Consider the following 24,137-nt stretch of genomic DNA (forward strand, 5'->3'; position numbering starts at 1 on the left):
TTTCTATACCTCCATTTCATATAGCGACTCCCACATTTTCTCCGACTCCAGCCACCCAGAGGCTGTCTGCTCCCAGGCAATGTCATGTTTGTCCAGGATTTCCTCCAACTTTTTCTCCAGCTCCCAGTCTTTGTCATCTGTGTAGAGTTCAATATCCAGTTTCGTTATCTTTTTGTATGTCTTGCCATCTGCGAAAAAATTATCTGTTCCCGGTGTCAGCCATACAACAATAGGGAGCGGGATGTCCTGCATCTCTTTCTGTGTGAAATGATGATATCTGAACGGGATTCCCATTTCTCCCAGTATCTGTTCAATTTGATCTTTGGTCATAATCTCGTCCTCAGCTCCTTTTCCAGCTCATCTACTGCTGCCTCCTCAGCAGGTGCAATATGCACTATGGCCTTGGTTCTTCCACCGCCCCGTTTCTGGTGTCCTTTTTCCAGGAGGTGTGTCAGAGCGTATTCCGGTTTTTCCGCATGGACAACCATTGTATGCTTTGTCCGTTTGGTCTCTCCTGTCCCGTAAGTCCATGACGCTGCATAGTCTCCTGTCAGCTTAGGAGATGTTTTATTCAGCATTTTGGCCGTATCCGCGGCAACTTCCTTGGATACTTTTTCAACCTCCAGGCCAACCGCAACGCCATAATTGTCCAGCTCTTTCATGACAGCCTTGGTCAGATCTCCAATTTTAACCGCCACCAGAATCCCTCCCGTCTTTGAATGGGTGCACCAGTTTTTCCAGCGACAGATACAGCGCTGGTGGTTTCGTGTCGTACTTCGGCTGTACCTGCTTAATCTGATAATGTCCGGCCCGGTCTTTCATCTCTGACTCATCAAATGTCATATTGTCCCATAACCAGTCCGTCTCGTTTTCCAGAATAATCACATCATTGACCTCGATCTGCTCCGCATCCAGTACCTCCAATGGAACTGCCAGGAGCTTATCCACCTGGTTTCCGGCCGTTTGTGCCTGCCAGTATCTTGTTACACCTACCGTCCTGTTTCCAAAACGTATATGCTCCAGCTTTGTTCTGGTCAGGCTTCGTTCGTCCGCTTCACAGATCGTCAGCAGGCCATCTCCAAAATTTTCAAAATGCTTACTACTGATCCGCGGCATATCCGTCCACCTTTCTGTCTATCTGCAGAGAAATGATCTCATCTCTGTAATTCTGCCAGAACTGTGGTATCTCCCCCGCTCTGGCATACATGACATAATCAAAAAGGAGTGCTTTTTCCTGAGTTTCCTCATAGAAATTGCACTCCCCTATTTTTCCGCTTATGGCAGCCATTCCTCTTTTGACCATGCCCCTCATCTTCTCATCTCCCAGGGAATCATCCCAGGTTATCTCCAGATAATTTTTGATCTCGTTTAGGAGCTTGTTGTCTTTATCGTCTGCCATAATTCATTTACTCCTTTGTCACTGTTACTTTGTAGCTCTTTGTCTGTGCTCCGTCAGTCACTTTTACAGTCACAGTATTGGAACCCTCGGACCAGTTTGCTGCTGCTCCATTTGTCACTTTCACATCTCCCACCGTGATCTCAATTTCCGCTGTGGAACTTGCCGGTACCGCTGTGATTGTGTTGGACGCATTCTGTGTGGTTGCTGTGTATTCTGTGGTTCCTGCTGCAAATGTCGGAGACAGTTTCAGTGCACCAACTTTCAAATCTGCCAGTGTTGCATCATCTGTCTTTGCTTTTTCTGTCTCGCTTACAACCTTAAAACGTAACGGCTGGAGATCCTTGATATCCAGAACCTGGAAAGCATTGTTATCCAGTGCGAAACCATGAGCATACAGCTTGATGAGATATACCCTCTCATCTTCCAGGAATCTGTATTCGTCAGAATATTCAATTTTTCCATTTTTTGCCATTCCGACTCCCAGGAAATACTTGGTTGCCATTCCATATACTGCCTTTCCCTCCGGAACAGCTGCACTCTGAATGATTTCAGCGTCCACCGGGAGCACAGATGCATAGATTCCATCCGGAGTCAGCATCCTTGTGGCCGGAAGCACTCTGCGGAAATAATCCACCGGATTAACCAACAAAATGAGGCTTGTGACAGTTCTTGCCTGTCCTTTGTCGTTTCTGGCCATGATTGCTGTAACATTTCCCATCTGTGTCATGTCCAGTGCAGTCATTTTGATAGCGTTTTTGTCCGGATATTTTCCGCCTGTCACAACAACGCCCTCTCCGACCTGTTTCATCATACCGATCGGCTCATCTTTTCCAGTTCCCTGTACAATACCGTACTCCAGCCCGTTTGCCAGTGCCTCATAGAGCACCTGACGCACGTATGTATCCAACCATGTCGGTCCTAAATCCAGCATAGCCTTGGAAACCGGCAGGAATGCGCTCAGTTTTTCCTGTGTTACATCTACCTCTTTGAATCCAGAGGTCAGCTCCTCGATGATCTTGGCTGTCAGCTTGCCCCATGCTGCTTTCTGCTCGCCGTTTGTATTCATCATCATTCTTGTCAGACCTGTCACTGTGGTTGCGTTCAGCTTGGACAGGAGCGGGTGGTTTGTCTGGAGTTCATCAAAGACAGAATCAATGATTGTTTCCGGCATAACCACCTCAACGTCATTGAGCGCCTGTTTCGGATCTGTGGATCTCATAGCCTCAATGATTTTCTCATAATACTGTTTTTCCTTAGAGGTCAGCTGGCGTACACCTCTCTGTGCCAGGATTGTTGCATCCTGCTCCACCAGCATCTCTTTGGCCTGCTCCAGAACATTGTCCTCAATCTTCTGGCACAGCTCAGTGAACGCCTCACTGAATGCTTTTGTATCGTCATCTTTGATGGCCTGATTCATTTTTTCAACAATCTTGGCCTTTTCCATTGCTAATACGTCTTTATTCTTCATATCAGTTCTCCTTTACATATTTTGGAATAATTTTGCTAACTGGTTTGTGAGTTTCTTTTCTTCCGGCTCTGGTTTTGGAGTCGGTACCGGAGGTTTTGGTTCTCCTCCCTGCTGCCGCATAGACTCCAACTGTTCCCGGAATGATTTCTGCTGTGCAATCACACCGGACAGCTGCTGCACGCGGCTCATCAATCTCTGCTGTACATCCTTATCATCAGCCTGGTAGCTGTCTACCCTGTCAATGAGGCCGTATTCCAGAGCTTTCTCCGGTGTTAGGAATGTTTCTGCCTCCATCATGTCAATGAGCTGCTGTTCTTCCAGGTTTGATTTTTCCAGAAAAATTTGTCTGTTTGACTCCATGAGCGTATCCAGATCATCTGCTGCTTTTCTGAGTTCTTTGGCATTTCCATCCACACTCATCCACATATTGTGAATCAATGCAGATGTTCCCAGTCCCATGACGCGCTCATCACACGCCTGCAGGATCAGGAACGCTACGCTGTAGGCAACTCCATCCACATATCCAACCTTTTTGCAGTTCTTCTGTTTCAGCTGGCTATAGATCGCCACGCCCTCTTTGACAGATCCTCCGTTTGAGTTGATATGCAGCTCAATGGTTGCTGTATCAGGAATGGCTGCAAGCTGCTCCTGGAAATACTTTGCAGATGTCTCCGATTCCTCATAGCTCCATGTGCTCCAGTTAAATGTGCCGTATGCTGTCACATCGTCATAGATGTATAATTTGTGAGTATCGTCCTCTGCTTTCTGAAAACATACAAATACTTTATCCTGTCTTGGCATTCTTCCCACCTCCTTTCTGCTGTTCTTCCAGGATTTCCTGGATAGTTGAGTAGTTTTTCGTGATGAAATGCTGGTCTGCCCAGTCCTCATCTATCGGAATCTCTCCCAGTGCTCTCAGAATCATATTCACTGTATAGATTCCGGAGCTGATGAGCTTGTCTGCTGATGTTGCAATGTCGAACATATCAATATGTTTGACTCTCATGGTGTCGATCTGCAGCTTTGTCCCTTTCTGTATCCCGTTTTTTCCAATCCTCTTGCGGTTAATCTCCTGCATAAGCATCTGTGCAAGCGGGTCCAGACAAAACGTCAGCATCTCGTCCACTGCTTTCTCTGTGTCCTGCACGTCTCCCTTGGCCAGTGTAGGCGGCATGGAGAATCCTCTGGCCGTGAAATCAAAAATATCATCATACTGGCTTTTGATATCCCTGCTGGTTCCCTCGCTGTAAGTCTTTGAGCCAATGTCTGTGTATGAATATCCCTCAAACAGTGGCAGGACAGCGTTTGGGCTTTCAAAGAATGACTTAAAATACTCATTCATGAGCTTTTCCAGTTTCTCATTGAACAATTTATCACTCTGAGCCATTGCCGAAATGTTCAGGGTTCCTCTGCTGCCTCTGCTTTTGAGATACGATTTTGCAGAATAATCAATCAGCTTGCTGTATGAGTCATACAGGTTCTGTATGATCCGGTTTACGTTCTTGTTGTTGAGTGTCCAGTGAAGCACGTCTGAACTTCGGAATGACCGCGAAAATGTGTAATCATCCACCTGCACATTGGTATAAGTGTCTCCATACAGTGCATTTTTCGTCACGGAAAAATCATCAGCCACCAGGAGCTGTCCGTCATAGCTCTCTACTATCAAAAGCTCATTGTTCCGGAATAACTGCTCCATGGCCTTTGATAGAAATTCCGCTTTGTTCTGATTGCGGTTCGGTTCGTAGTTCCAGAGATAATATTCATCTTTGAACAGTTCCTCTCCCTCGTAAAACGTGCGAAATTCACATTTTGTCAGAGCGTTGGCAATCTTTCCTACACAAGTCCAGAACGCCAGCTCTCTCAGACAGATTTCTGTTACTGCATCACGGACCTGCTGATCTGCAATTTCCACAGATGATACCCGCTGCACATCTTCTCCCGGTTTTTCTCTTGCCTTGAATAGCTTTCTGAGACTTAATCCCATGTCAGTTTCCTCCTTTCTGCGCTAATATGTGAATACGCCCAGATCCGGCGCGCTTACGCTCTGAGCATACGGCAGGTCATCCTCTACCGTCATAGATGCGGCCAATGCCATAAATGGGTCTGTCTTTCTTGACTTTGCCTCAATCTTTGCATATACAAAGTTTCCAATATCGGCATCATCTTCCTTTCCCGGTTTCCGGCCGTATCTGACCATCTTTGTGTTATTTGTTGCCCAACGCAACACCGGGTTATCCCCCCACACGAAATAGTCATTTGCAAAACAGCTGTCTATAACCGGCGCAACTTTCATGATGTCTGACGGTCTTACCAGTTTTAGGTTTTTGTACACTTTTGCATCAAAACCAATGTTCTGCAGATACTTTGCCACCAGAGCATAACGGAAATCATCTATTGCCATTTTCTTGATCGAATAGTATTCCATCTGAGCTGCAATATAGTCCACGATCAGCTCCGGGTGGATTTCCACATCATCAACCAGTGTGATATGTCCCTGATCCGCCCATTCTTTCCATGGTGCCTTTATTCTTGGCAAGTCTTTTGACTGCAGGCAGAGCCAGGAATGGTTTAGATCATACCTGGTATCCACGTCTCTGAAATGGAGATTGACGGAAATCATATCAGTGACTTTTGAGAAGTCGATGCCACAGGTGCACATTCTTCCCACCAGATCATCTACCGGTACAGGTCTGTTAGTGGCTTTGATTCTTTCATAAGCACACACTTTGATCTCGCTGGAACCGTCTGGGAGGTTCATTCTCTTGGTCATGAATGCCGTGAACTTCTCAGGCCGTTTCAACCAGTCTCTGTATTCTTTCCGGATCTCCTCCATGAGATCCGGCAGGTATCTCAATGATGGGTTAGCCTTTTCCCAGTTCTTCTCATCGTGTACCTCTGCCTTGCTGTCCAACCGGCAGATAAACGGTAGTAGGCCGTTGTCTGGTTCTCCTCCGAACAGGATTCCCTCTGCTGTCTCCAGCAGGTCATCCAGCGGTCCCTCCCTGACATCTCCCTGGGTAGTGTAATATGACCGGCGTGGGTGTTTCTTCTTTCCCAGGCCGGTCGTAAATACATTGATATTCTTATAGTCTTGATACTGATGAATCTCATTGAGCACTACCATTCCGGAGCGGAGACCATCTTTTCCGCCCGGATTGTTTGTATGTCCCTTTATTGTTGACCTTGTGCTCTTGCAGACCACTTTCTCCCTTGTCCACTTAAAAAATCGCTGGAGCTTTTTGAGCCACTTAGGCTGCTCGAATGCTCCAACGATATCCTGTACCGGCCGGAGAGCCTGGTCCTCATTGTTCGCACAGATATCAACGTCATATTCTCTGATTCCGTTGTATTCGGATGCCAGTGCCGTTGATTCCAGCGCTATTGTTCCGTCTTTTCCCGCACCTCGCCCAATCAGGCAGAGCAGATCCGGCCACCTTGGTCGTCCATTCTCCCGCCAGTACGTGCAGTCATGCAGTCCAATCACGAACTGCTGCCACGGAAAAACCTCATCATACGGGAAATATCGTGCCAGTCCCAGGTAGTCCGTCAGCTGCTGCTGGTCCACATAGATATCCTCCGTCTCAAAACACTTTCTGACATGTTTCATCAGTGCCTTGACATCTTTGGACGCCTCCACTTTTCCTGTCTCCACTGCCTCCATGTAGGCTTCTATTCGTGGATCACAGTTTGTCATCATCGTCATCCCTTATGGTTTTCTCCGTGGTCAGACCCAGCTTGTCCAATATCATAAGCATTTGCTTATTTACGGCCACCAGATCTTTGACGGATTGATTTTGTTTTATGATGGTGGCCTTGCCGGATGCAGATTGTGCCTCATAGGATACTCCTCTCTTTTTTATGTCTGTTTTTAGCTTTTTCTTGATATCGTAGAGGGCCATATAGTCATCTATGAGGTCCAAAAAACATGAAATATCAGCCTGTTTTTTCTCAAGCTGAGAAATTAAACTTTCTAATATATCCGATTTTTTTTGCGCCATATTCCCACCCCCTATTTTTTATTTTTTTATCATGTGCGAACTTTCTCGGCGTTGTCGAGGCCACCCACCGGTCTCCGTGGTCGAAATTAAAACGCTAATTTTTTCGACCGGGGGTATACGCTTTTTTCTGTGCTTTCTGTCCAATTTCCAGAGCAAAATCCGGATTCGTTGTGTGATTGCACAGCCCGTCTATTGCATTTATATTATGCATACAGAACTCTTTGTCACATTGCGTATTCTTTTCCGGATCACAGTTGAATACCTTTATCTTTTGTCCTCCGCATTTGATAATCTGTTCCTGCTTCATGTTATCCCTCTTTTATTTTTCCTATCTTCTGAATGATTCCGTCCACAGTATCATTGACTGCTGCCACATCCTCAATCAATCTGTCTAACTGGTCACGTTCCACATCTACCTGCACCGTGATTCTGTTTGTTGGTCTCTCCTGCAGTATTGCGTATCCCATCGGCATCAATGGTCCTCCGGAACAATCCGCACACACTCGACCGTCTGGATACTCTCTCGGTATCACATTCAGCATTCCGCACGCCTGGCATTGCGTAACCATATAATCTGCTGTATCGCTTGTCCTTGCCATATCAATCCCACCTTTCCTCTGTCAGAGTTTCTTTCTTCTCTGGTTTCCTGTATCCATGCACTGCCTCATGGCAGTCGTGGCACAGACTGACCAGGTTCCTTTTTCGTACACCATGCCACTCATACCATATCTCCAGAGCCATGTCCGGATGTTTCTTGACATAGTTCACATGATGCACTGTCGTAGCTTTCGTGTATATCTTCTTTGCCTTGCATCTCTGGCACTCTCCATGATCCATCTGCAGAACCTCTCTGCGTACTTTCTTCCACGGTCCCCACACGTAGAATCTGTGAATGTCCTCTCTGATGCACTTTTTCACATAATCAATCTGTTCTTGTGTCATGTCTCCTCCAACGAAAAAAGCTCCGGGTTTTCCGGAGCCTTTGTGAGGGATAATGTCTGAGAATCTTGGTTCTCATCTTTTGGACCTTATCAATATAACATAAAAGTTGTCCTGTGAGTACCGCACTTTCAGATCCGCTTTGCCATGAGGTAATAGAAATATCTTCTGACCTCATAGAAATATGTCCTCTCACATGGTATTCCTTTCTGCTTCATCCAGTGAAACGTTGCTCCCTCCGTTGTCACATATTCCAGCAGATACTCATATAGACTCTTATTGTCCCCTACCGCCTCCCTGACTGTATCCTCGACTTTCTGCATCTTCTCACGCAACTCTACTCTGCGCTCTGCCAGGTTGGCTGTTGCATCACTGCCACTGTGCGCCCCTGGCATTCCGGTTATCTGAGGACTCTTGACGGTTGATGTCCTGCTGCCCAGCTCCTCTCTCCATTCCGGATATTGCAGACAATATGAGTATGCCGTTCCGAATGCGTATTTGCTTATCCCATATTTCTTTTTGTTCAGTGGTCGCACGTTTGGCATCTTTATTCCTCCCTACTCGTTACAATCTCCCGCAAAGTCCTCAGTATCCAGAAATTTTATATATCCCGGAGATACCTGTCCCACGGTTCCGTCCATAAATTCCACAATTCCCAATGTGTACGCTATCTGGCCTCCTGGGTGTCCTCCGATCATCGGAGACGCATCTATAACCTGTTTGATTTCATCCCATTTATGAAACAGTGCCTTTCTCTGTACTTTTCTCGTCCTGCCCTTTGGATTCTTTTCAGAGCAAGTGACCAGGCACTTTCTGTATCTGTTTTTCTTTGATACCTGATGAAACTCCTCCAGTCTTTTCAGATTCTCCTCATGAACCTGTCCATGATATGATCCTGCCATGTTCTTTCCTCCTTATCTTGCTGGCATTGATACTCCGCAAATTCTTCCAGAGCCTTTCCCCACTCCTCTACAGTGTGCTTTTCTCCGATACTCGTGGAAAAATGTCTCTGCTGCTCTTTCATCAAATTCCTGACCATTTTTGCCCTGTTCTCCTCCAGGTAATTCTCCCATTCCCGTTCCATCTGTTCCATGAGCTTTTTCTGTCTGTAATGTCGGACAGGAGCCGTGATGATGTCATGAATCACTGCTCCTATATCGCACATTCCGTCTTTTATGCAATCGAATCCGACTGCGATCGCGAACATGGCCACTATAATAACGGCCAGCTCTATTGCAATCATATCCTCCATCATTTGTCCTCCTCGCATATGTGCCACCATTCGCACCACAGGCAGCAATGGTGGCATTTCTTCTTTCTGGCCTCAATCAGCCAGTGTCTCAGTCTTTTTATCATGTCTTTTCTCCTCGCAACGCTCGCATTGATTCTCTGATGCACCAAAACAGCCAATACAGTCCGGTTCCAGGAACATAAACCCGTCTTTTGTGTCCTTTTTCGGTTCTTCCTGTTTTTCTTCGTCCAGATAGTTCCTGCCGATCAGACTCATGAACTCTGCTCTGCTGTGCGTTCTCTCATATGCTCTCTGTCCGTCTCTGTGCAGTATCCGCATATTCTTGTGATTGTTATGTACTGCCTCTGGCCCCATGATATGATGGTCCAGACATAAATACACCTTTAAGCCCTCCGCCTCAGAGTTCTGGCGGTTAGGGCCATCATAGATGTGATGTTCATGGACTACCGGATATCTCCGATAGTCCCCTTTTAACTTCATGCAGAGATAGCAAGTGCCATCCTTGCAGTGCAGGATACTGGCTTTATGCTTTTTCCGTTTTTTCTTTCGCTGTGGTTTTGGATACATCATTCTTCTGGCACCTCCGGCGTGATATCTACACCTTTGAGACTTTTCAAAACCTTGATGTTCTTGTCATCTGTCCGGAAATGTGCTCTCAACTTGCAGACGTTGTTTTTCCACAGGATTCCTCTGATTGGATTGAAAAATGGTTCTGTGACTGAATATTCTCCTCTCTCATTCTCAATCATGGCGTTGTTGATGATTGAAATGAATACGTTGTTGATCGGATAGATCCGGCCGGTCAGTTCGTCCTGCAGGAGCCTCTGAGCGGTTCCCTGTGTTCCAATCAGGATCACGTCAGTGATGGTCAGAGTATCCGTTCCGAATCCCTCCTCGTTTATTGCCATCGGCATCTCAATCTCGATCTGGTTTCCCTCTTTCGTTGCCTTGAACCGTTCTCCCGGTTTTGGCAGCTCTCCGATCAGTGTGATGATGTCTCCCAGTGTTTTTTTTGGAATGAAATCCTTGTTGACACTTACCTCCCAGTATGATCCGGCCAGATACAGCCAATCATTTCCTTGTGCATCTTGCGTCCTGGCTACCACCAGGCCGGTCTTGTATGCCTTTTTCATCAAATTGTTTAATACGCTCGTTGATAAAAACATTGTTATGCCTCCTTTTTCTCCTCAATCGAAAATACGGCCATCAGTAACGCCAGAATGATGTATGTGAGTTTTCCGTGTATCTCAAATCCAGGAACAAAATGCACTGCTGCCATCAGCTGTATTATTCCGGATGCTAATGCCATGATGATCGTTATCAGCATGGCTATTCCTATTCCCACCCCGTTTCCTGGCAGTGCCGCCAGAATCAAGACTCCCATCATTATCACTGTCAGAACGATTGACGCTATAAGGAGCGTTGCCACTACCAGAACCATTGTCCTTGTATCCTGTATCTTTACATACTCCGGGAACATCCATGCTGCTCCCCAGATGATTGCAATTTTGATTATCATGTTGATTATGTTTCTCATAGCTTCATGCCTCCTATGTTCTCAATCGTTAAAATATAATATTTCTTTCCTGGTTCTGCTCCCCATTCTTCCCGGCCATATCCGGCCGATAGTGAGCACTCTGTCCATATTGTCGGTACATCTTTCCCGTATCCGTTCCGGAATGCCACCAGTTGCACTCTGTTTTTCTGCAGTTCCGGCATCGGAGCGCGGATCAGTTCATCTCCCACCCAGATCATTCCGAATGCGTCCAGGAGCCTTGTGTCATAATATGGCTTGATATCTCTGTACTCCTCTTTCTTCTCTCCGGAGAGAATCATGTCAAACCATTTTCGTTTTATTGGTAATATCAGCATCTTGTCCTCCTAGTTGAATGGAATATTGTCCTCAATGCCGTCCGGAATGTTCATGAATCCATCTCCAGCATCTGCAGGTTGTGGAACCGGTGCATTTCCGTCTCTTTTGCTTTCTGCGAACTCCTGCTCCTCCAGGACTACCTCAGTGGTATAGATCTTTCTGCCCTCTCTGTTGGTGTAGCTCCCTGTCTGGATTCTTCCAGAAATTGCCACCTGCATTCCCTGGCGAAACCATTTCTCTGCAAACTCCGCCGCCTTACCGAACGCCACACACGGAACAAAATCCGCTGTCGGTTCATTGTCTCTCTTGAATCTCCTGTTGACTGCCAGTGTGTACCTGGCAACTGCTGTGGAATTGTCTCCTGCTGAGTATCGCACCTCTGGATCTCGTGTGAGACGTCCCATCAAAATGACCTTATTCACTCTTTTTTCTCCTTTTCACTACCTGTGTGTTTCTGATCCGGATTGCTCTCTGTGTTCCCGGTTCTGCATCGGTCTCCAGAATGCCCTCATCAATCATGTCAATGAGGTGTCTGTGCACTGTTGTTCCGGATATTCCCACAGCCTCTGCTATCTCTTTGTTGCTTGGCGCATATACGTGCTTTGTTATGTATGCACCGATGAATCTATAGATTTCTTCCCGGATTGCCCTATATTCCTTTGTGCTTCTCATGCTGCTGCCCTCCTACATCCAAACGCCCACCAGAGACGGCACGTCCGCCGTCCCTCTTGGAATGAATGTCATGGCCGTATGCTCTTTGATATCTGTTTCTATTTCTTCCAGTGTTTCTTTGACCATGATTGTGTCTGTTGCTCTGTCCAGTTCGTAGATTCTGGCCACGTATTTGTCCTGGAAATCGTCCGGATGACCGTATACCGCTACAAATGGGACTTTCAGACCAGAGAAATCTACCTCTCTGATACTCTCCACCCTTTTCTCCTGCACTTCTTTCTCCTTTCTGACAGGGTTCTGGCCACTACCACCGGCGGCTCCTCTGTCTCTATGACTGGTCTGCTGTATTTCTTTCCCATATCTTCAAACACTCTGGCCATGCTCTCCGCAACTCTTTGGAGTGCTTTGAACATTTCTGCGGCTGCACTTCTCAGATTGTTCGCTATTCTTTCAATATCCTCTGGTGTGAGGTTGTTGTATATCTTCATTGCCTCTATTTCCTCTGGCGTGTACACTGCTACCGCTGTTTTTGGGGGATTGTGACCGTGGATCTTTTTATACTGTTTCTTTGCCTGTCGTTTGTTCATTTTGTTCTCGGAATCTTTTGCAGGTTCTCGCTCGTCCGTTTCTCACTTCCGATGGTCTGAGTATCCTGCATATTCCTTTCTTCCCTCCTCTCGGCCCTTTTCTGATTTCTTTATAGTTTTCACATTCTTCACAATGTCGTTTCTTCTCGTCTATATCCTGCCTTGTTAGCCTCGCATACTCATTCATGATTTTCTGCAATGTACAATTCTCACACTCTTTTTCACATCCGTTCTCGCATGGCATATCTACATAGTCAACTTCCTCAGTTCCTCCACTCGTTACCGGATTTGTAAACGTGCAATACTCTCTTGGCACATACATATCTCCGTAAACTCTTGTCATCTTTATCATCTTGCGTCCTCCATCGGCTTTCCGAACCGGTCAACCTTTTCACTGAGCCATTTGCACAAATTCCATATATTTTCCAGATCTGTCACTAGCAACCGGTGGCTCTTGTATTCATCAGCCATATATTCCGCCATTCCCTGCTCTGACAGCCTGTCCATGTACTCTTTTCTGGTACCATATACCGCCTCTATGACTTCTGTTTCTTCTGTCTGCTCTCTCTCGGCCGTTTCCGGTTCAGATTCTGCTGTTTGATTTTCTGCGTCTGAGCTTTTATTTTCTCCGATTTCATCATCCTCAACCTCCTCTTTTTCTAGTGTTTCCGTGGATTTTTGCGCGGGCGCAATTTCCTCTCTCTGGCTCTGCGCTCCTGTCTGTTCATCGGTCCTCTCTGCAGGTTCTTCACAATCTGCTTGGCCGCTTTCTTCTCCATCGGTGTCATCTTCCTCTTGTCCTGTTCCTGCTTCATCAGCTGCTCCATGATCTTCCATGCCTCCTTTCTCAATCTCCTGGACATCATCAGCGCCAGTTTCTCCAACTGCTCCACCGTCATCCTCTGGCTTAGGAGCTTTTGTTGCATTTTCTTCTCTTCCTGGCTCATCGGCCGTATCCTGTACTGTGCTTTCTTCATCATCCGCTCCTCCAAAATGGTTCTGCCAGGTCTTAGTCCCTGCTGCCGTATCATCGAAAATCTCCCTTGTCAGCTGATAGAACTCCCACCAGGTCATATCCTTTGGCGTATCTCCGAATTTCTTAAATGTGACACGGTTTTCATACATCATCATGAAATACAGTCCTTTTTTGTATGAACGGTTTCCGGCCGGATTTACTATTTCAATGAATCTGTTGATTGTCTGCTCATCAAACTCCTCGCCATATACTGCATTGAGTATGAGTTCATTTTCCTGATAGAACTTTTCGACCAGCTGACTGATATCATCAGCCACGCCTGCTGCCGGTTCGGTTTTGTTAAACCTTTTCAGCTCTCTGATATCCTCTCTGGACGTTTCCGGTTGAATCATCTGTCTGTCAGCGTCTGGCAGTTTCAGCATCTCCTCCAACTGGCTCCTGCCCAGTTCTGCATATTCCGGCCTGAGCTGTTCGGAATATCCGTCAATAGAATACTCCCGGTTGATGCTCATAAACCTGCTTGTGATAGACGGTCCCAGGCCATACTCGGCCTGAGCAAATTCCGCTATGCTTTTGTATCCGTCCTGTTCGTAGAGCTTCTGATCGTCAATCTGTCTCAGAGCGTATCCGATCCGGACAAAACTCTGTTTCACTCCCAGGAGTTCCTGTTTCAATTTCTGTTTCATCTGTACCCAGTCATCCAGGGTCATCTGCACATATTCCATCTTTACCTCCTTACGCTATGGCCGCCGTCTGGATTGTTTCCGTCAGCGTTCCTGTTTTCAGTTTCATCAGCCAGTTGTTCAGCCATGACTGCATATTCTTTTCATCTGGTTTTTTGTCCTTGTCCCCGTACCACTGCAATATCCTTGGATTTTTTGCGTCTATCTCAACCGTGATGTACGGAATGTCCGGCTCTGCTTTGAATCTCAGCATCAAAATATATGTCTCTCCTTTGTTATGTCTGCCCAGGTACATATTTCCTCCCACGCAATGATGGAGCAGGCGCCCCTCCATGACAATTTCCTCTGCTGATCTGGCTGGTCTGATGATATATTTATCATCTTCGTAGAGATATTTATTTCTGAGTCCTCTGTAAACGCGCCGAATCTCTGGATAACGCTCTGCCACCTCTTTGAGGTGTTTGTCCATTTCTTCTTTGTTGGTTTCCATGACCATTTTGTTATGTTCCGCCTCTAAGTCCTGTGGCTGTTGATATACCGTGTTGTTGAGGTCGTATCCCAGGTTTATTCTCATGCTCAGATAGTCTGCATAGGTTGTGGCCGTGTGTCTGATTCTGGCTAAAGCACTGCTGCACTCTGTCCCATACTTACAGCCAGCGTATTTCTCTATACGGTTGAGTAATTTTTGCAATGTCATGTATCTGGTGGCCGTTTCCACCTGTGTTCCACTCAAATCCGTTTCTGCCAGATGCTCCACCTGTTCATCCGTCCAGTTCTGTCCCTGGCGTTTCTCCATCTGCATGACTCCCAGTAGGTGTGTGTCTCCTTTCTTTCTGATGAGCTGCTTTACTCTTTCCTTTCGGATTCCCAGGAACTGATCCGGCCGTCTTGCATTCTCATCAGCAACAATGCCGTAGTAACATTTGACCAGTTTTTCTACCACATCGGTCAGTCCCATTTTTACCAGAACCTCAATCTGTGGCGTCTGACTGTAACGCTCCAGGTAGTTAATCGGATTGACCTCCCTGACGTTCTTTGCATATTCCTGTAATGCACTGTACTGGAATATTGTCCCTTTCATTTCTTCGTATGTCTCTGACATGATCAGACCGGCACTGATAGGGATATTTGCCATTCCATACAAATTGCAGTCATCCCAGAAATCTTTCCCCATGTACGGATCATGTTTGTGATAGTCTATCTGGACTTTTTTCCCTGGCTCAAAATATGCTCTCGCAATCTCCACTCCGGAGAGTTCTTCACTTGCGTTGTACATCTCCGGACCTTTATCCCCACAAATGAATCCTAGTGTCCACTTTTTCCCAACTTCCACATAACGCATGACCATTCCGTTTTCTTTGTACTTCTGTCCCAGGAATAGATAGATATATTTGTCATGAGTGCCTTTCACTTTTCCCTGGCACTTGTACTCTCCACGCGCTCCGCACATTGGACAGGTGCCATAGTGCCCCTCTCTCGGTTCTTCCGTCCATCTCTGGAACTGGCTTTCGTAGGAAATTCCGCTTTTCCATCTCGCATCTGTAACTCCTCCGCACTTGCTGCAGGCTATATGTGCCCAGCAACCATGCTTTTTGTAATACAGATAATGCTGATTGTGAAAATACAATCTGTCAGCTCTGTCCAGGATCTCTTTCTCCGGCAGTTCTTTGGTGTGCGCCATTCTATCTGCCAGTGCCTCCTGGCGGCGCATATACACCTTGTGTTCTCTGTTCCGTCTTGCCGTTGTTACAATATCGTCCTCATGTTTGTATATGTATTCCCACCAGTGCTCCTCGTTGTATACGTTGGCTTTGCAGAACTTCTTTATCCTTTCCAGATCCTCTGTGCTCTGGAGTATATTTTCTTTTTTCTCCTGCTCCCATGTGGGATGTTCTTCTCCCCATATCACTCGGCCATAACAGCTGTCCGGCTTTATTTTCTGCCTCGTCCATTCTTCCTTTTCCGGCCAATATGTGCCGAAATCCTTTTTTGTGAGCACGATCCGCACCATCGGTATTTCTTTTGATTCTTTTTTGTTCCTGTATACCTCCAGGAAAAGATGCTTTTCGTGTCCAACAATCTCGACCGCCGTGACACCAATGTATTTGACATCTTTCTTTCTGCTGGTTTTCTTTAACCCGAAATACGGTATTTTTTCAATCGCTTTCTTTTTCATCCGTCCCACCTACTTTCCCATGTAGTAGTCCGTGATGATCTGCTTTGCTCTGGCCATGCCTGGAATCCCCAGTGTGACCTTTCCTGCAGATACGCCTGCTGCCTTGATGATATCCTTGTCCACGGTCTGCTGATTCTTGAACGACCACATCAAAAGCGCTGCTATGCAGCCTTTCAGTGACTTTCCTTTTTTCCTGACATTGAATGCCAGCAACTCATTTTCCATGCACTGGCCTCTCAGGTACTCCACCCAGTCCTCCATGATTTCTTTCGGTTTCAGTTCTGCCACCTCAACGTCAATCTTTCCCAGTGCCGCTGTCAGCTGATCGCACAGTACCGGAATTTCTCCCTGCAGATACATATCCACGAAATCACTCTGGATTCCGTTCTCCTTTGCCATGGCTTTCAGTGACTCTGTATCTCCCTCATTGAACAGATTCTCTGCAAGCTCATTGATTTCTCCAAAAGAATTGAGTTCTCCAAACTTCTCAAACATGTCTATTCCTCCTTTTTTCCAAATTTCATGCCCAGCTTTTTTCCATCTTCCAGGATTCTCTGCATCTCTGCCTCATACTCTCCAGCGCTCTGCACTGGTGCAAACGTCATTTTTGTACCGTTCTTTGTCGGTTTTCCCATTTTCTGTAGTACCGCGCCTTTTGTCTGGAGTTCGTCCAGTCTGATGCAGATGACTGTGATCTGGTATATTCTCTCTTTTTCATCGAACAGCTTTTTTTGTCATTTTGGGAAACATCAGCTGATATTTCATGATCGTGATCTTGTGTTCCATCATTGTCCCTCTTTCGCTTTTCTATTTCTCCCTGCAGCCAGCCGGTGTATTCATGCTTTCCCGGCTCTGTCAGTATGAGATGCCTGTTTGACAGTCTCCATATCTCCATCCACTCCTGCTGATTGGCCACTGGTTTCCTCTTACTTGTCAGAAACTCATTCCCGGCCCATATTGCCAGGTTGCGCTCCAGCATATTGAGAACGAAATCATCCTCTGTACAGATGCAGACCTCACAGGACTGGTTGAACCTGTCCAGGGCTTTTGCCAGTGCTGTCAGTACGGTCTGATGATATGTCCCTGTTATCTTTCCAAAACCCTCACGGGTTACTGCCTGGCCGGAGACCATTACCTCCAGCACATATCCATAGTGTTTCTCTGTTGCTTTCGGAGAGGAGCTGTCTGTCTCTATGTAGATTTTTACCTGCTGCATTTTATTCCCGCCTCCTTTTCAACCGAATCATGGTATATCTCCGGTATTTGTACCCCGTTACCGGATTGATACCCTCATGGATCTTGGCAATGTAATATCCTTTTTTGGGTTTTGGTTCTTCTTTCCATCTTCGGAGCTTGTCAACCTTTGGCTCCGGCAATGGCATATTGCGACTCGTGTTATAACTTGCCTCGCTGAGTCTCGGTTTTCCCGGTTTCCCGTCTTTCTTCTCCTCAGTGGTATGCTCATCCTTGGTCATGTAGTTGGCTAGCTTTGTGAAATCCTCGTCATAGTATTTGCTATTCTTGATTTCAATGGACCAGGTTCCTCCCTTTGTCCATGCCTTTGTGATGATACTGGCTGTGTCTCCAATCTCATTGATGACCAGATGAATGTGCCAGGCTCCCTTTGTGCCTCTCTCTATGTTTCTTATCCAGAAAACCTCATATCCTCGCTTTTTGAACTCACGTCTCACGTATCTCATGGCTTTCTGAAAATCTTTCAATGCCGCCTGCATATCTGGTGGCCTGTTTCTCACTTCATAGGTCCATGTCGCAAAGATGTCTCCCTCATGGAAATACTCCAGCATTCTCTGTCTGCACCTCTTGGCTTTGTTCTGAGCATTGACCGCCCTCATCTGTTCCTCTGTCGGTTTGGCTCTCTTTGCCCTCCCTGTTCCAGGACCTCCATACCTGCCATCATGGAACTCCTCTACATCAATGACATCTCCCTGTCTGAACCTGTATCTTTTTCTCTTAACCATAGTCTCTGTGTCCTATCTTTAATATCTTTATCAAGTCCGAACGGGGTCAGCTCATGCCCCGTTTTTCTTGACTTTTTCGGCCCACAATGGTACTATGATTCTAGGTTATTCACGTTTATTGTGAACCGGCTGGCGTCTCCGAAACGTCAGCTTTTTTATTGCTCAAATTACTGCCTCCACGGTTACTCCGAACTCTTTCGCTACCTGTTCGGCATATTCCCGGCATTCTTCCAGACTTCCGGATCTGCAGATCATATATCCAACCTCTCCGGATGGAAATGTCACAGGTCCGCTCCATCTGATAATCTTCACAGGATTTTCTCCCATTACATGTCTACTCATTGATTTATCCTTTCGGCGGTGCTCTTATCATGTTGACCGCTCTCCTTTGTTCGGCTCTTGTATACCGTGTTTGCCTTTTCACATTAAAAAGGACGAAAACCTGTTGAACATCCACACTCTCTCTGGTTTGGAGTGACCACCGCCATTTTTTCACGGTACCTATGCGCCAGCTGTTGGCTTGCTGTGCATATTCGCGGATGCCTTTCCGCGGATTGCGCTCTGCCGGAATCGGACCGGCCTATGGACTGCCCATGCAGAAAGCGCTCTTTCTTTTTCTCATTATTTCCGTTTTGCCATTACCAGTGCGATCACTACCACTGTTAGTGCACCCAGAAAAGCTCCTGCTGCCATTCCACTCAGGAAAATCCCTACTCCTCCCATGGCTCATCCTCCTCATCTTCATCATCATATAAATCCATCTCATCAAAAGCTCCGTTTGCGGCCATGAACATTGTCAGCCACCCCCCACCGATCACAACCATGCAGACCTGCACCGGATACCAGTCCGGTCCCCATTCTGACATCTCCGTGATCCCGACTCCGCACAATACTAGGTATGCCGCCATGATTGCCATGGCCGTCAAAATCCATCCTCTGATTTTTCCAGCGATTCTCCGCATCTTTCGTCTCTGTTTTCTGTTCATCTTTTCTCCTTTTTGCGCCCGCGCAATTAGATTTCTCTCTGTGCTTTTTCTGCACTATACGTTTCTTTAGTGGCTCCGCATCGTGTAAATTCTTTATAGATCGTATCTCTATGAACGCCGATCTCATTGGCTATATCAGCCACTTTTTTTCCAGCCTTGCTCATTCTCTCAATAATCACTCTGTCCTCATACCGGAGTCTCTTTGTCTTTTTTCTTGCCACTATGTTCACATCCTTTCCGAAAATAAAATAAGCGTGCAAGAGCTTGTTTTTCACTCTTGCACGCTTTCTTTTTCTCGCCGTAAATAAAAAAAGAAATCCGGCAAGAGATTTTTCTATCTCTTGTCGAATTTCATTCTACAATTTATCTGATTTCTGGTATTTTTTGTCTATTTTTCTGCCCCCGTGATGCTTTATTGATATTACATTCCTCTATCAAATGCCGCCGATATTAATTCGCTGCTACATCAGATACCATCTTACGCATACTTATAACAGCAAAAACGGCCAGGGCAGATGGATTCCATAAGGCCAATAAGTCCCGCGTCCATCCTGCTCCGGCCGTGCTCATAATTGACAAAACTCGTGCAGTCCATATCTTTCGCTTTCTTTGCAGTTCCTTATCCTGCGTTGCCATCCTGGTCCTATTTCAAAGAACTCTCTGACTGTGGGAAATATATGATTTCTTTCACTTTTCTTCCAGAAACGCATTCTACTAATTGTTCCACGGTAAGGTCATCCTGCTTTTTCCCTGCTTTGTAATGGAGCCCATAGCCGCCCCTTATCGTGATCCGCTCCCCAAGGGTCGCACCATTTGGCGACTTTGCCATGTTGCTCTTGTAATTCATCCGATGCCCTCCTTAAATTAAGCCCATGAATTCATCTATAAAACTCTTTGCATCGGCATCCAGCTTTATATCATAGGCATGATTGCTTGCACTGTTATACAGACCAATGATATCCTCTCTGATGGAAGATGCGTTATTAAATGTATTACAGAGAGGTATCAGTTTCCAGTAAAAAATGGGCTCACCCATGTTTCCGCATAATACATCCGGGGAATCATCCACTACATATTTTCTCATATACACGTCATAAAATGTATCTTCGATATTTCCATGATCGGTACCAAAACTAATGCCCATGGAGAAAATATAAAGTTCTGTTTCCTCATTCAATTTTGCGACAAATCCCGGTCCATCCAGCCATACATACTCCAGCGGGGCTGCCGAAGACCAGATTCTATTTTTTTTCACGCGCCGGTATGTGTAGTTGTCCTCACTAAACGTATTCTCTTCAATAATCGGGAGATCGTTCCCATTGTCCACATGTTCTGTCTTTCCACACTCCTTTACTATGAACAATTCACCGTCTCCTCCGGCCATAATCTGGTTCACATATTTCGTGGTAATCGGTTCCCAGCAAAGTTCCGCTGATTCAGTACGGACCATCAGCTTATTGATAAACCCCTGCATATACCGGAGATTATCTGCCGTTTTTGCTGCGTTGCCATCCATAAGGAAGTCCACGCTGACTCCCAGATATTTTGCTACCTTCCATATTAAATCTGCCGATGTCGCGGCTCCATTCCCTTTTTTGGTCAGGCGCGAGATATATCCGGGAGATACTCCGATATCACTTTCCATCTCTCCAATCTTTATATTTTTCTGCTGAATAATGCTGTTTATATTGTCCATCAATCTCTGAATATCGAATTCTTCCATTGAACTATCCTCCTTTTATTTGAATTACTTATATCATATTTTGAATTATAAGTCAATATATTTTTTGTATTTGAATTCAAATATTTTCAATCATTCTTTGTTCTTGAATTTTAGTATTTTTATTGAATTATATTTCACATTATGTTTTTTCGGGCGGGAATCAATTTTCTGTGTCTCCCGCTGGCAGCCATCCTGCCCCGTTTTATGATACACAAAACGGCTATTCATTTTACTGCCGCCGTGGTATACTTCTTAGTAAAAATAGAAACTGAAAGGAAGTACCCGCATGAAATACATAATCTACCGTTTCCCAGATGTCCTTGAATTTGACGATGATGATATACACAGCGGCACCCGTAAGGAAAAATGCTGCGACCCGCACCTAAAAGCTGGCATCTCTTATCCTGTCCGCCCGGAACTGGCTGCCATTGAATACGGTTCCAATATCTACAACGCTGCCGACAGCCTTATCCGTGCCGTCATTGACGAGCTTTCCGGTATGGAAGAATTTTCCCGGTGTACCTGCGACTGCTATCCCCCCGACCAGCCGCATGTATTAAAATACATGAGCGACATGGATTTCGACTATGAAATGCACGGCGTCGTATATGACTACAGCAAGACGGAAAACACTATCATATATTTCGGTGTAAAAGAAGTGGATGAAAATCAATCCTGACCAAACACCGATCACCTTCACATAAAGGAGCACTGCCATGGTTACGCAGAAACAGATAAAAGCATGGATACCGGAAGCACTGGCAATCTTCCAAAGATTTATGCCGCCTTTTCCCGGCATGGACACAATACCTATCCCGGAAATCCATATCGTCAGTGACAAGACCGTATTCCCTACCCGGAAAATGCTCGTTGCAAAATTACGTTCCCGCCAGACGGATATTGACGAGGATCATTACACGTCCATCATGGAGATGATCCATGGGGATCTTGGGGATGCCATCCTTATCTGGCAAAAATACATACCTGATCCGCAAAAGATACCTCTTGCGGATGATTATTTCTGCCACTATCTCTGGCATGAACTGGGTCACTATTATGCCATCCACAATGAATGTCGTTCTGACGACCTGCACCGCTTCAATAATCCGGGTCTTGCAGCAGAACGGGCAAAGCAGGAAGGCTACTGGATGTGGTCAGAATTCATTGCAGAGGCTATCGCGTTATATGTAGAAGAACAGCACTGCAGGATCGACAACAAGGAGTTTTATCACCCGGAGCTTTTAAAGTGGGAGCCAAACGAATGGGGATACCTTGTAGAGAAGCTGCTGAACTTTCTGGAAATGGCCTTCTGCTATTATCCGTCAACTATTGATGAAGCCGGACTTGCCATGTACTTTGCCACACTCCTGATGGACGATGCGACCAAACGGTATGTAAAGGCCGCCAGCGAAGGAAAGCTGCGTGTATATGATAAAAGCACCGGCCGCAGCCGTTCTGCGGAACCGGGCAGTATTGAAGCCACCTGCATTTCTGACCAGGCGGAAGCATTTCAGGACACCCTGTGGCAGATGAAGCGGCTGCTGGAAATACAGCTTCGTAAGGAGAGTTTTTGGGAGATCAATGCCCAATGGCTTGAGGAACTCGGCCAGCATGTCATAGACCTCATGAATGAGAAAATTGCCTTGTTGGCATCCATGTCCATAGATTAATTCGGACACAATAAACCATCAACCGTTTTCTTACTTTGCGCCCGACAAAGCACCATCCTATGTGCATCTAACTTTGTCGGGCGTCTCTCTATCTTTATTCTCTTATCCTTACTTCACCAGTTCTGTCAGCCACGGGACCAGCGGCCTTGCGACCACCCTGGCGTTTAGGTAAGCCATCTCCAGAGTCAGGCAGGTGTGTCCCATGTAATAACCGTCCATCACTTCCAACGTCATCACGAGATCCGGCTTTTTCATGTTCGTCAGGTAAACCGGGAGAAGATACTGTATCTTCCCTTGGTATCCCTGCGGCACTACAAGCCCCGGTTCCACCACGGCCCGCCGCCTGCCAAGCTCCACCGCTGTTTCAAACAAAAGCGGCAGGTTCTTCGCCTTGCGGATCTTCGCCGGAATCCTCTCCAGATTTTCTGTATCCCCTAAGATGTGTTCTACGTTTACCCTGATCGGCCAGTCCGGATTAAATCCTGCACCCCGTTTCGCTGTGTAGTAGGAAGGTTTATGCGGCAGAGGCTGTATGTATCTCAGCCACGGTGACAGTTCGTCACAGAATCCCCGGAAATACCATTCCAGCATGGAATCCTTCTTGTGGTTCCGGTCGAAGAAAGCGTAAATCCCTTTATACCGGCTATTATATAGCCCGGTATGGAAACAGGCCCTCTCGTTCTCCACATGGAAAAACTGTGCTCCTTTTCTGTCATCTTCTGCTGAATTGAACTCAATGCATTGTTTGCGAAAAATCATATGTATATAGCGTTCCAGAATAGGTGTGTCCTGGTTCTTCGTCACATTGGCTGGTTTCTTGAACCGCCACGGCTCCGGGAGAGCTACCCTTGATAACTCGTCCAACTGTCCATACCAGTCCGGTACATAAGCAAAATCAAATAAATCTGTCGTCAACATTTCTAAGTCCCCTCCACTTCGGTATCGCATCAACCAGTTTCATCTGAATCCGTGTCTTTAAATCGCCGTCAACATACTGGTACTCATTGCCCTGCGCGTCCTCGGCCTTCACTGTCGCTAATGTGTTGATATAATCATCGTAGTAAATTAGAATTTGATCGAGAGCCTCCCGGTCGCCATTTACAGCGGCGCAGATCAGCTCATATGTAAGTTCATTTTCTTTCATAATGGTTCCTTTCATGATAGTTTCGTATGGCAGCAAATGCTTTCTGCCGCCAGTTGTAAATTGTCCTTGGCGTAACAGCAAACTGTGCAGCTATCTCAATATCCGTGTACCCGTACCAGAAATCCAAAATCAACACCTCCCTTTGTGTTTCCGATAATTTCAGCATGGCATTGTAAAGCCATTCGCTGGTAATCACACAGATGTGGGATTTCCCCTGCAGGACCAGATGCTCAGACGGATAGACGTCTCCTGCACCTGTGTTTCAAACAGATACTGCATCTTCTCTGTCGCCGTCTGTTCTTATTCTCTTCTTCTTTTTTCTTCATCCACTGCATTCCTGCACTCGTTCTTCATCACAGTCTTGGCAAAACTATCAAATATAGCAATGATGCAGTCCTTGTCTTTTAAGGGAGCCGACATGATCGTTCCCCCTTTCTTATGCAGTTTTGAGTGGTCCTTATCGCCTCCTTTGAACTACTAAGACGAATCTGCCCATACAAAACCGGAAAAGTTTTTCAAAATGTCTAAAAAATTTTTTCTGGATGGCAAAATCGTCTTTTTGTCCCCTTTAACTACTAAGACAGATCTGCCCATGCAAAACCGGAAAGGTTT

39 protein-coding genes are annotated in these 24,137 nt (G+C 46.1%); 2 read left to right on the forward strand and 37 right to left on the reverse strand.

The genetic code is table 11. The annotated features are described in order from the left end of the window. Positions 1 to 3 precede the first annotated feature (3 nt). From OCV99_RS09870 to OCV99_RS10035, 34 genes are all read right to left on the reverse strand, one after another. Positions 4 to 330: a hypothetical protein gene (locus tag OCV99_RS09870; RefSeq protein ID WP_158370208.1), complete on the reverse strand. Its 327-nt coding sequence runs from the start codon at positions 328 to 330 to the stop codon at positions 4 to 6. Beyond that, positions 327 to 698 carry an HK97 gp10 family phage protein gene (locus OCV99_RS09875; protein ID WP_158370210.1) on the reverse strand — a complete coding sequence of 124 codons (372 nt, stop codon included), beginning with the start codon at positions 696 to 698 and terminating at the stop codon, positions 327 to 329. The genes OCV99_RS09870 and OCV99_RS09875 overlap by 4 nt, the downstream gene beginning before the upstream one ends. Continuing rightward, positions 688 to 1,116, reverse strand: coding sequence for a hypothetical protein (locus OCV99_RS09880; RefSeq protein WP_118634865.1), 429 nt, complete (start codon positions 1,114 to 1,116; stop codon positions 688 to 690). Before OCV99_RS09880 ends, OCV99_RS09875 begins: the two co-directional genes overlap by 11 nt. After that, positions 1,100 to 1,399 carry a hypothetical protein gene (locus OCV99_RS09885; RefSeq protein WP_158370212.1) on the reverse strand — a complete coding sequence of 100 codons (300 nt, stop codon included), beginning with the start codon at positions 1,397 to 1,399 and terminating at the stop codon, positions 1,100 to 1,102. Before OCV99_RS09885 ends, OCV99_RS09880 begins: the two co-directional genes overlap by 17 nt. A 7-nt stretch (positions 1,400 to 1,406) precedes the next feature. Next, positions 1,407 to 2,867: a phage major capsid protein gene (locus OCV99_RS09890; protein WP_118575021.1), complete on the reverse strand. Its 1,461-nt coding sequence runs from the start codon at positions 2,865 to 2,867 to the stop codon at positions 1,407 to 1,409. Positions 2,868 to 2,879: 12 nt separating this feature from the next. Further along, on the reverse strand, positions 2,880 to 3,668 hold the full coding sequence (locus OCV99_RS09895; protein WP_059085966.1) for a head maturation protease, ClpP-related: 789 nt from the start codon (positions 3,666 to 3,668) through the stop codon (positions 2,880 to 2,882). Next, the gene (locus tag OCV99_RS09900) at positions 3,652 to 4,851 is read right to left on the reverse strand and encodes a phage portal protein (protein ID WP_158370214.1); all 1,200 of its coding nucleotides are present in this window, start codon (positions 4,849 to 4,851) and stop codon (positions 3,652 to 3,654) included. The genes OCV99_RS09895 and OCV99_RS09900 overlap by 17 nt, the downstream gene beginning before the upstream one ends. 21 nt (positions 4,852 to 4,872) lie before the next feature. Beyond that, positions 4,873 to 6,570, reverse strand: coding sequence for a terminase TerL endonuclease subunit (locus OCV99_RS09905; protein WP_262575326.1), 1,698 nt, complete (start codon positions 6,568 to 6,570; stop codon positions 4,873 to 4,875). Beyond that, positions 6,548 to 6,865, reverse strand: a complete 318-nt coding sequence (locus tag OCV99_RS09910) for a P27 family phage terminase small subunit (RefSeq protein WP_059085968.1) — start codon at positions 6,863 to 6,865, stop codon at positions 6,548 to 6,550. The genes OCV99_RS09905 and OCV99_RS09910 overlap by 23 nt, the downstream gene beginning before the upstream one ends. Before the next feature lie 94 nt (positions 6,866 to 6,959). Continuing rightward, positions 6,960 to 7,172, reverse strand: coding sequence for a hypothetical protein (locus OCV99_RS09915; protein ID WP_117684563.1), 213 nt, complete (start codon positions 7,170 to 7,172; stop codon positions 6,960 to 6,962). A 1-nt stretch (position 7,173) separates the two neighbouring features. Continuing rightward, the gene (locus OCV99_RS09920; protein WP_158370216.1) at positions 7,174 to 7,464 is read right to left on the reverse strand and encodes a hypothetical protein; all 291 of its coding nucleotides are present in this window, start codon (positions 7,462 to 7,464) and stop codon (positions 7,174 to 7,176) included. A gap of 1 nt (position 7,465) precedes the next feature. After that, positions 7,466 to 7,807 (reverse strand): HNH endonuclease, encoded by a 342-nt coding sequence (locus OCV99_RS09925; RefSeq protein WP_117684566.1) that lies wholly within the window; start codon positions 7,805 to 7,807, stop codon positions 7,466 to 7,468. 128 nt (positions 7,808 to 7,935) lie between these two features. Further along, positions 7,936 to 8,349, reverse strand: a complete 414-nt coding sequence (locus OCV99_RS09930) for a hypothetical protein (RefSeq protein WP_118085063.1) — start codon at positions 8,347 to 8,349, stop codon at positions 7,936 to 7,938. A gap of 12 nt (positions 8,350 to 8,361) precedes the next feature. Then, positions 8,362 to 8,706, reverse strand: coding sequence for a hypothetical protein (locus OCV99_RS09935; protein WP_117941933.1), 345 nt, complete (start codon positions 8,704 to 8,706; stop codon positions 8,362 to 8,364). Next, positions 8,664 to 9,059, reverse strand: a complete 396-nt coding sequence (locus OCV99_RS09940) for a hypothetical protein (RefSeq protein WP_262575338.1) — start codon at positions 9,057 to 9,059, stop codon at positions 8,664 to 8,666. The genes OCV99_RS09935 and OCV99_RS09940 overlap by 43 nt, the downstream gene beginning before the upstream one ends. Positions 9,060 to 9,128: 69 nt before the next feature. Then, entirely contained in the window at positions 9,129 to 9,626 is a 498-nt protein-coding gene (locus OCV99_RS09945; protein ID WP_173692384.1) for a hypothetical protein, read from the reverse strand. Beyond that, on the reverse strand, positions 9,623 to 10,222 hold the full coding sequence (locus tag OCV99_RS09950) for a hypothetical protein (protein WP_158370220.1): 600 nt from the start codon (positions 10,220 to 10,222) through the stop codon (positions 9,623 to 9,625). The genes OCV99_RS09945 and OCV99_RS09950 overlap by 4 nt, the downstream gene beginning before the upstream one ends. A gap of 2 nt (positions 10,223 to 10,224) precedes the next feature. Further along, entirely contained in the window at positions 10,225 to 10,593 is a 369-nt protein-coding gene (locus tag OCV99_RS09955; RefSeq protein ID WP_117684571.1) for a hypothetical protein, read from the reverse strand. Next, positions 10,590 to 10,928 carry an ASCH domain-containing protein gene (locus OCV99_RS09960; protein ID WP_158370222.1) on the reverse strand — a complete coding sequence of 113 codons (339 nt, stop codon included), beginning with the start codon at positions 10,926 to 10,928 and terminating at the stop codon, positions 10,590 to 10,592. The genes OCV99_RS09955 and OCV99_RS09960 overlap by 4 nt, the downstream gene beginning before the upstream one ends. Before the next feature lie 9 nt (positions 10,929 to 10,937). Further along, positions 10,938 to 11,351 (reverse strand): single-stranded DNA-binding protein, encoded by a 414-nt coding sequence (locus OCV99_RS09965; RefSeq protein WP_117941928.1) that lies wholly within the window; start codon positions 11,349 to 11,351, stop codon positions 10,938 to 10,940. Next, positions 11,344 to 11,601, reverse strand: a complete 258-nt coding sequence (locus tag OCV99_RS09970) for a LexA family protein (protein WP_158370224.1) — start codon at positions 11,599 to 11,601, stop codon at positions 11,344 to 11,346. Before OCV99_RS09970 ends, OCV99_RS09965 begins: the two co-directional genes overlap by 8 nt. A 12-nt stretch (positions 11,602 to 11,613) precedes the next feature. Then, positions 11,614 to 11,859 (reverse strand): hypothetical protein, encoded by a 246-nt coding sequence (locus tag OCV99_RS09975; RefSeq protein WP_158370226.1) that lies wholly within the window; start codon positions 11,857 to 11,859, stop codon positions 11,614 to 11,616. Then, on the reverse strand, positions 11,838 to 12,188 hold the full coding sequence (locus tag OCV99_RS09980; protein WP_158370228.1) for a hypothetical protein: 351 nt from the start codon (positions 12,186 to 12,188) through the stop codon (positions 11,838 to 11,840). The genes OCV99_RS09975 and OCV99_RS09980 overlap by 22 nt, the downstream gene beginning before the upstream one ends. Beyond that, a complete protein-coding gene (locus tag OCV99_RS09985; RefSeq protein WP_158370230.1) occupies positions 12,157 to 12,540 on the reverse strand; it encodes a hypothetical protein in 384 nt (127 codons plus the stop codon). The genes OCV99_RS09980 and OCV99_RS09985 overlap by 32 nt, the downstream gene beginning before the upstream one ends. Next, entirely contained in the window at positions 12,537 to 13,889 is a 1,353-nt protein-coding gene (locus tag OCV99_RS09990) for an ICP22 family protein (RefSeq protein WP_158370232.1), read from the reverse strand. The genes OCV99_RS09985 and OCV99_RS09990 overlap by 4 nt, the downstream gene beginning before the upstream one ends. A gap of 10 nt (positions 13,890 to 13,899) precedes the next feature. After that, the gene (locus OCV99_RS09995; protein WP_158370233.1) at positions 13,900 to 16,023 is read right to left on the reverse strand and encodes a PcfJ domain-containing protein; all 2,124 of its coding nucleotides are present in this window, start codon (positions 16,021 to 16,023) and stop codon (positions 13,900 to 13,902) included. A 9-nt stretch (positions 16,024 to 16,032) separates the two neighbouring features. Then, complete coding sequence (locus tag OCV99_RS10000; protein ID WP_118064107.1) at positions 16,033 to 16,518, reverse strand: hypothetical protein; 486 nt, start codon at positions 16,516 to 16,518, stop codon at positions 16,033 to 16,035. 106 nt (positions 16,519 to 16,624) lie between these two features. Beyond that, complete coding sequence (locus tag OCV99_RS10005) at positions 16,625 to 17,239, reverse strand: ribonuclease H family protein (RefSeq protein WP_158370235.1); 615 nt, start codon at positions 17,237 to 17,239, stop codon at positions 16,625 to 16,627. Between the two features lies 1 nt (position 17,240). Continuing rightward, a complete protein-coding gene (locus OCV99_RS10010) occupies positions 17,241 to 18,002 on the reverse strand; it encodes a rolling circle replication-associated protein (RefSeq protein WP_242997506.1) in 762 nt (253 codons plus the stop codon). A gap of 162 nt (positions 18,003 to 18,164) precedes the next feature. Continuing rightward, positions 18,165 to 18,344, reverse strand: coding sequence for a hypothetical protein (locus OCV99_RS10015; RefSeq protein ID WP_130647834.1), 180 nt, complete (start codon positions 18,342 to 18,344; stop codon positions 18,165 to 18,167). 368 nt (positions 18,345 to 18,712) lie between these two features. Continuing rightward, the gene (locus OCV99_RS10020) at positions 18,713 to 18,988 is read right to left on the reverse strand and encodes a hypothetical protein (protein ID WP_158370237.1); all 276 of its coding nucleotides are present in this window, start codon (positions 18,986 to 18,988) and stop codon (positions 18,713 to 18,715) included. Between the two features lie 26 nt (positions 18,989 to 19,014). Continuing rightward, complete coding sequence (locus tag OCV99_RS10025; protein ID WP_117684733.1) at positions 19,015 to 19,209, reverse strand: helix-turn-helix domain-containing protein; 195 nt, start codon at positions 19,207 to 19,209, stop codon at positions 19,015 to 19,017. Positions 19,210 to 19,631: 422 nt separating this feature from the next. Beyond that, a complete protein-coding gene (locus tag OCV99_RS10030) occupies positions 19,632 to 19,835 on the reverse strand; it encodes a hypothetical protein (protein WP_158370241.1) in 204 nt (67 codons plus the stop codon). 12 nt (positions 19,836 to 19,847) lie between these two features. Beyond that, a complete protein-coding gene (locus tag OCV99_RS10035; protein WP_158370243.1) occupies positions 19,848 to 20,711 on the reverse strand; it encodes a helix-turn-helix domain-containing protein in 864 nt (287 codons plus the stop codon). 286 nt (positions 20,712 to 20,997) lie between these two features. Between OCV99_RS10035 and OCV99_RS10040 the strand changes: the two genes are divergently transcribed. Then, positions 20,998 to 21,390: a hypothetical protein gene (locus tag OCV99_RS10040; protein WP_158370245.1), complete on the forward strand. Its 393-nt coding sequence runs from the start codon at positions 20,998 to 21,000 to the stop codon at positions 21,388 to 21,390. Between the two features lie 37 nt (positions 21,391 to 21,427). After that, a complete protein-coding gene (locus tag OCV99_RS10045; RefSeq protein WP_158370247.1) occupies positions 21,428 to 22,381 on the forward strand; it encodes a hypothetical protein in 954 nt (317 codons plus the stop codon). Positions 22,382 to 22,489: 108 nt separating this feature from the next. On the opposite strand, the gene OCV99_RS10050 is transcribed toward OCV99_RS10045, so the two are convergent. Genes OCV99_RS10050 through OCV99_RS10060 form a run of 3 tightly spaced genes read right to left on the reverse strand, consistent with a single transcriptional unit; the run spans position 22,490 to position 23,721 of the window. Further along, positions 22,490 to 23,299, reverse strand: a complete 810-nt coding sequence (locus tag OCV99_RS10050) for a DUF3825 domain-containing protein (protein ID WP_158370249.1) — start codon at positions 23,297 to 23,299, stop codon at positions 22,490 to 22,492. After that, positions 23,277 to 23,525 (reverse strand): helix-turn-helix domain-containing protein, encoded by a 249-nt coding sequence (locus OCV99_RS10055; protein ID WP_178670107.1) that lies wholly within the window; start codon positions 23,523 to 23,525, stop codon positions 23,277 to 23,279. Before OCV99_RS10055 ends, OCV99_RS10050 begins: the two co-directional genes overlap by 23 nt. Next, the gene (locus tag OCV99_RS10060; protein ID WP_158370253.1) at positions 23,512 to 23,721 is read right to left on the reverse strand and encodes an RNA polymerase sigma factor; all 210 of its coding nucleotides are present in this window, start codon (positions 23,719 to 23,721) and stop codon (positions 23,512 to 23,514) included. Before OCV99_RS10060 ends, OCV99_RS10055 begins: the two co-directional genes overlap by 14 nt. Positions 23,722 to 24,137: the final 416 nt, after the last annotated feature.

The organism is Dorea acetigenes, from assembly GCF_025567385.1.
In the GTDB taxonomy this organism is placed as follows: Bacteria; Bacillota; Clostridia; order Lachnospirales; family Lachnospiraceae; genus Claveliimonas; species Claveliimonas acetigenes.

What these genes read in the sequence shown, in the direction of transcription:
- OCV99_RS09870 (WP_158370208.1), bottom strand. Translation starts at nt 330, where the DNA reads ATGACCAAAGATCAAATTGAACAGATACTGGGAGAAATGGGAATCCCG.
- OCV99_RS09880 (WP_118634865.1), bottom strand. Translation starts at nt 1,116, where the DNA reads ATGCCGCGGATCAGTAGTAAGCATTTTGAAAATTTTGGAGATGGCCTG.
- OCV99_RS09885 (WP_158370212.1), bottom strand. Translation starts at nt 1,399, where the DNA reads ATGGCAGACGATAAAGACAACAAGCTCCTAAACGAGATCAAAAATTAT.
- OCV99_RS09890 (WP_118575021.1), bottom strand. Translation starts at nt 2,867, where the DNA reads ATGAAGAATAAAGACGTATTAGCAATGGAAAAGGCCAAGATTGTTGAA.
- OCV99_RS09895 (WP_059085966.1), bottom strand. Translation starts at nt 3,668, where the DNA reads ATGCCAAGACAGGATAAAGTATTTGTATGTTTTCAGAAAGCAGAGGAC.
- OCV99_RS09900 (WP_158370214.1), bottom strand. Translation starts at nt 4,851, where the DNA reads ATGGGATTAAGTCTCAGAAAGCTATTCAAGGCAAGAGAAAAACCGGGA.
- OCV99_RS09905 (WP_262575326.1), bottom strand. Translation starts at nt 6,570, where the DNA reads ATGACGATGATGACAAACTGTGATCCACGAATAGAAGCCTACATGGAG.
- OCV99_RS09910 (WP_059085968.1), bottom strand. Translation starts at nt 6,865, where the DNA reads ATGGCGCAAAAAAAATCGGATATATTAGAAAGTTTAATTTCTCAGCTT.
- OCV99_RS09915 (WP_117684563.1), bottom strand. Translation starts at nt 7,172, where the DNA reads ATGAAGCAGGAACAGATTATCAAATGCGGAGGACAAAAGATAAAGGTA.
- OCV99_RS09920 (WP_158370216.1), bottom strand. Translation starts at nt 7,464, where the DNA reads ATGGCAAGGACAAGCGATACAGCAGATTATATGGTTACGCAATGCCAG.
- OCV99_RS09925 (WP_117684566.1), bottom strand. Translation starts at nt 7,807, where the DNA reads ATGACACAAGAACAGATTGATTATGTGAAAAAGTGCATCAGAGAGGAC.
- OCV99_RS09930 (WP_118085063.1), bottom strand. Translation starts at nt 8,349, where the DNA reads ATGCCAAACGTGCGACCACTGAACAAAAAGAAATATGGGATAAGCAAA.
- OCV99_RS09935 (WP_117941933.1), bottom strand. Translation starts at nt 8,706, where the DNA reads ATGGCAGGATCATATCATGGACAGGTTCATGAGGAGAATCTGAAAAGA.
- OCV99_RS09940 (WP_262575338.1), bottom strand. Translation starts at nt 9,059, where the DNA reads ATGATGGAGGATATGATTGCAATAGAGCTGGCCGTTATTATAGTGGCC.
- OCV99_RS09945 (WP_173692384.1), bottom strand. Translation starts at nt 9,626, where the DNA reads ATGATGTATCCAAAACCACAGCGAAAGAAAAAACGGAAAAAGCATAAA.
- OCV99_RS09950 (WP_158370220.1), bottom strand. Translation starts at nt 10,222, where the DNA reads ATGTTTTTATCAACGAGCGTATTAAACAATTTGATGAAAAAGGCATAC.
- OCV99_RS09955 (WP_117684571.1), bottom strand. Translation starts at nt 10,593, where the DNA reads ATGAGAAACATAATCAACATGATAATCAAAATTGCAATCATCTGGGGA.
- OCV99_RS09960 (WP_158370222.1), bottom strand. Translation starts at nt 10,928, where the DNA reads ATGCTGATATTACCAATAAAACGAAAATGGTTTGACATGATTCTCTCC.
- OCV99_RS09970 (WP_158370224.1), bottom strand. Translation starts at nt 11,601, where the DNA reads ATGAGAAGCACAAAGGAATATAGGGCAATCCGGGAAGAAATCTATAGA.
- OCV99_RS09980 (WP_158370228.1), bottom strand. Translation starts at nt 12,188, where the DNA reads ATGAACAAACGACAGGCAAAGAAACAGTATAAAAAGATCCACGGTCAC.
- OCV99_RS09985 (WP_158370230.1), bottom strand. Translation starts at nt 12,540, where the DNA reads ATGATAAAGATGACAAGAGTTTACGGAGATATGTATGTGCCAAGAGAG.
- OCV99_RS09990 (WP_158370232.1), bottom strand. Translation starts at nt 13,889, where the DNA reads ATGGAATATGTGCAGATGACCCTGGATGACTGGGTACAGATGAAACAG.
- OCV99_RS09995 (WP_158370233.1), bottom strand. Translation starts at nt 16,023, where the DNA reads ATGAAAAAGAAAGCGATTGAAAAAATACCGTATTTCGGGTTAAAGAAA.
- OCV99_RS10000 (WP_118064107.1), bottom strand. Translation starts at nt 16,518, where the DNA reads ATGTTTGAGAAGTTTGGAGAACTCAATTCTTTTGGAGAAATCAATGAG.
- OCV99_RS10005 (WP_158370235.1), bottom strand. Translation starts at nt 17,239, where the DNA reads ATGCAGCAGGTAAAAATCTACATAGAGACAGACAGCTCCTCTCCGAAA.
- OCV99_RS10010 (WP_242997506.1), bottom strand. Translation starts at nt 18,002, where the DNA reads ATGGTTAAGAGAAAAAGATACAGGTTCAGACAGGGAGATGTCATTGAT.
- OCV99_RS10015 (WP_130647834.1), bottom strand. Translation starts at nt 18,344, where the DNA reads ATGAGTAGACATGTAATGGGAGAAAATCCTGTGAAGATTATCAGATGG.
- OCV99_RS10020 (WP_158370237.1), bottom strand. Translation starts at nt 18,988, where the DNA reads ATGAACAGAAAACAGAGACGAAAGATGCGGAGAATCGCTGGAAAAATC.
- OCV99_RS10030 (WP_158370241.1), bottom strand. Translation starts at nt 19,835, where the DNA reads ATGAATTACAAGAGCAACATGGCAAAGTCGCCAAATGGTGCGACCCTT.
- OCV99_RS10035 (WP_158370243.1), bottom strand. Translation starts at nt 20,711, where the DNA reads ATGGAAGAATTCGATATTCAGAGATTGATGGACAATATAAACAGCATT.
- OCV99_RS10040 (WP_158370245.1), top strand. Translation starts at nt 20,998, where the DNA reads ATGAAATACATAATCTACCGTTTCCCAGATGTCCTTGAATTTGACGAT.
- OCV99_RS10045 (WP_158370247.1), top strand. Translation starts at nt 21,428, where the DNA reads ATGGTTACGCAGAAACAGATAAAAGCATGGATACCGGAAGCACTGGCA.
- OCV99_RS10050 (WP_158370249.1), bottom strand. Translation starts at nt 23,299, where the DNA reads ATGTTGACGACAGATTTATTTGATTTTGCTTATGTACCGGACTGGTAT.
- OCV99_RS10055 (WP_178670107.1), bottom strand. Translation starts at nt 23,525, where the DNA reads ATGAAAGAAAATGAACTTACATATGAGCTGATCTGCGCCGCTGTAAAT.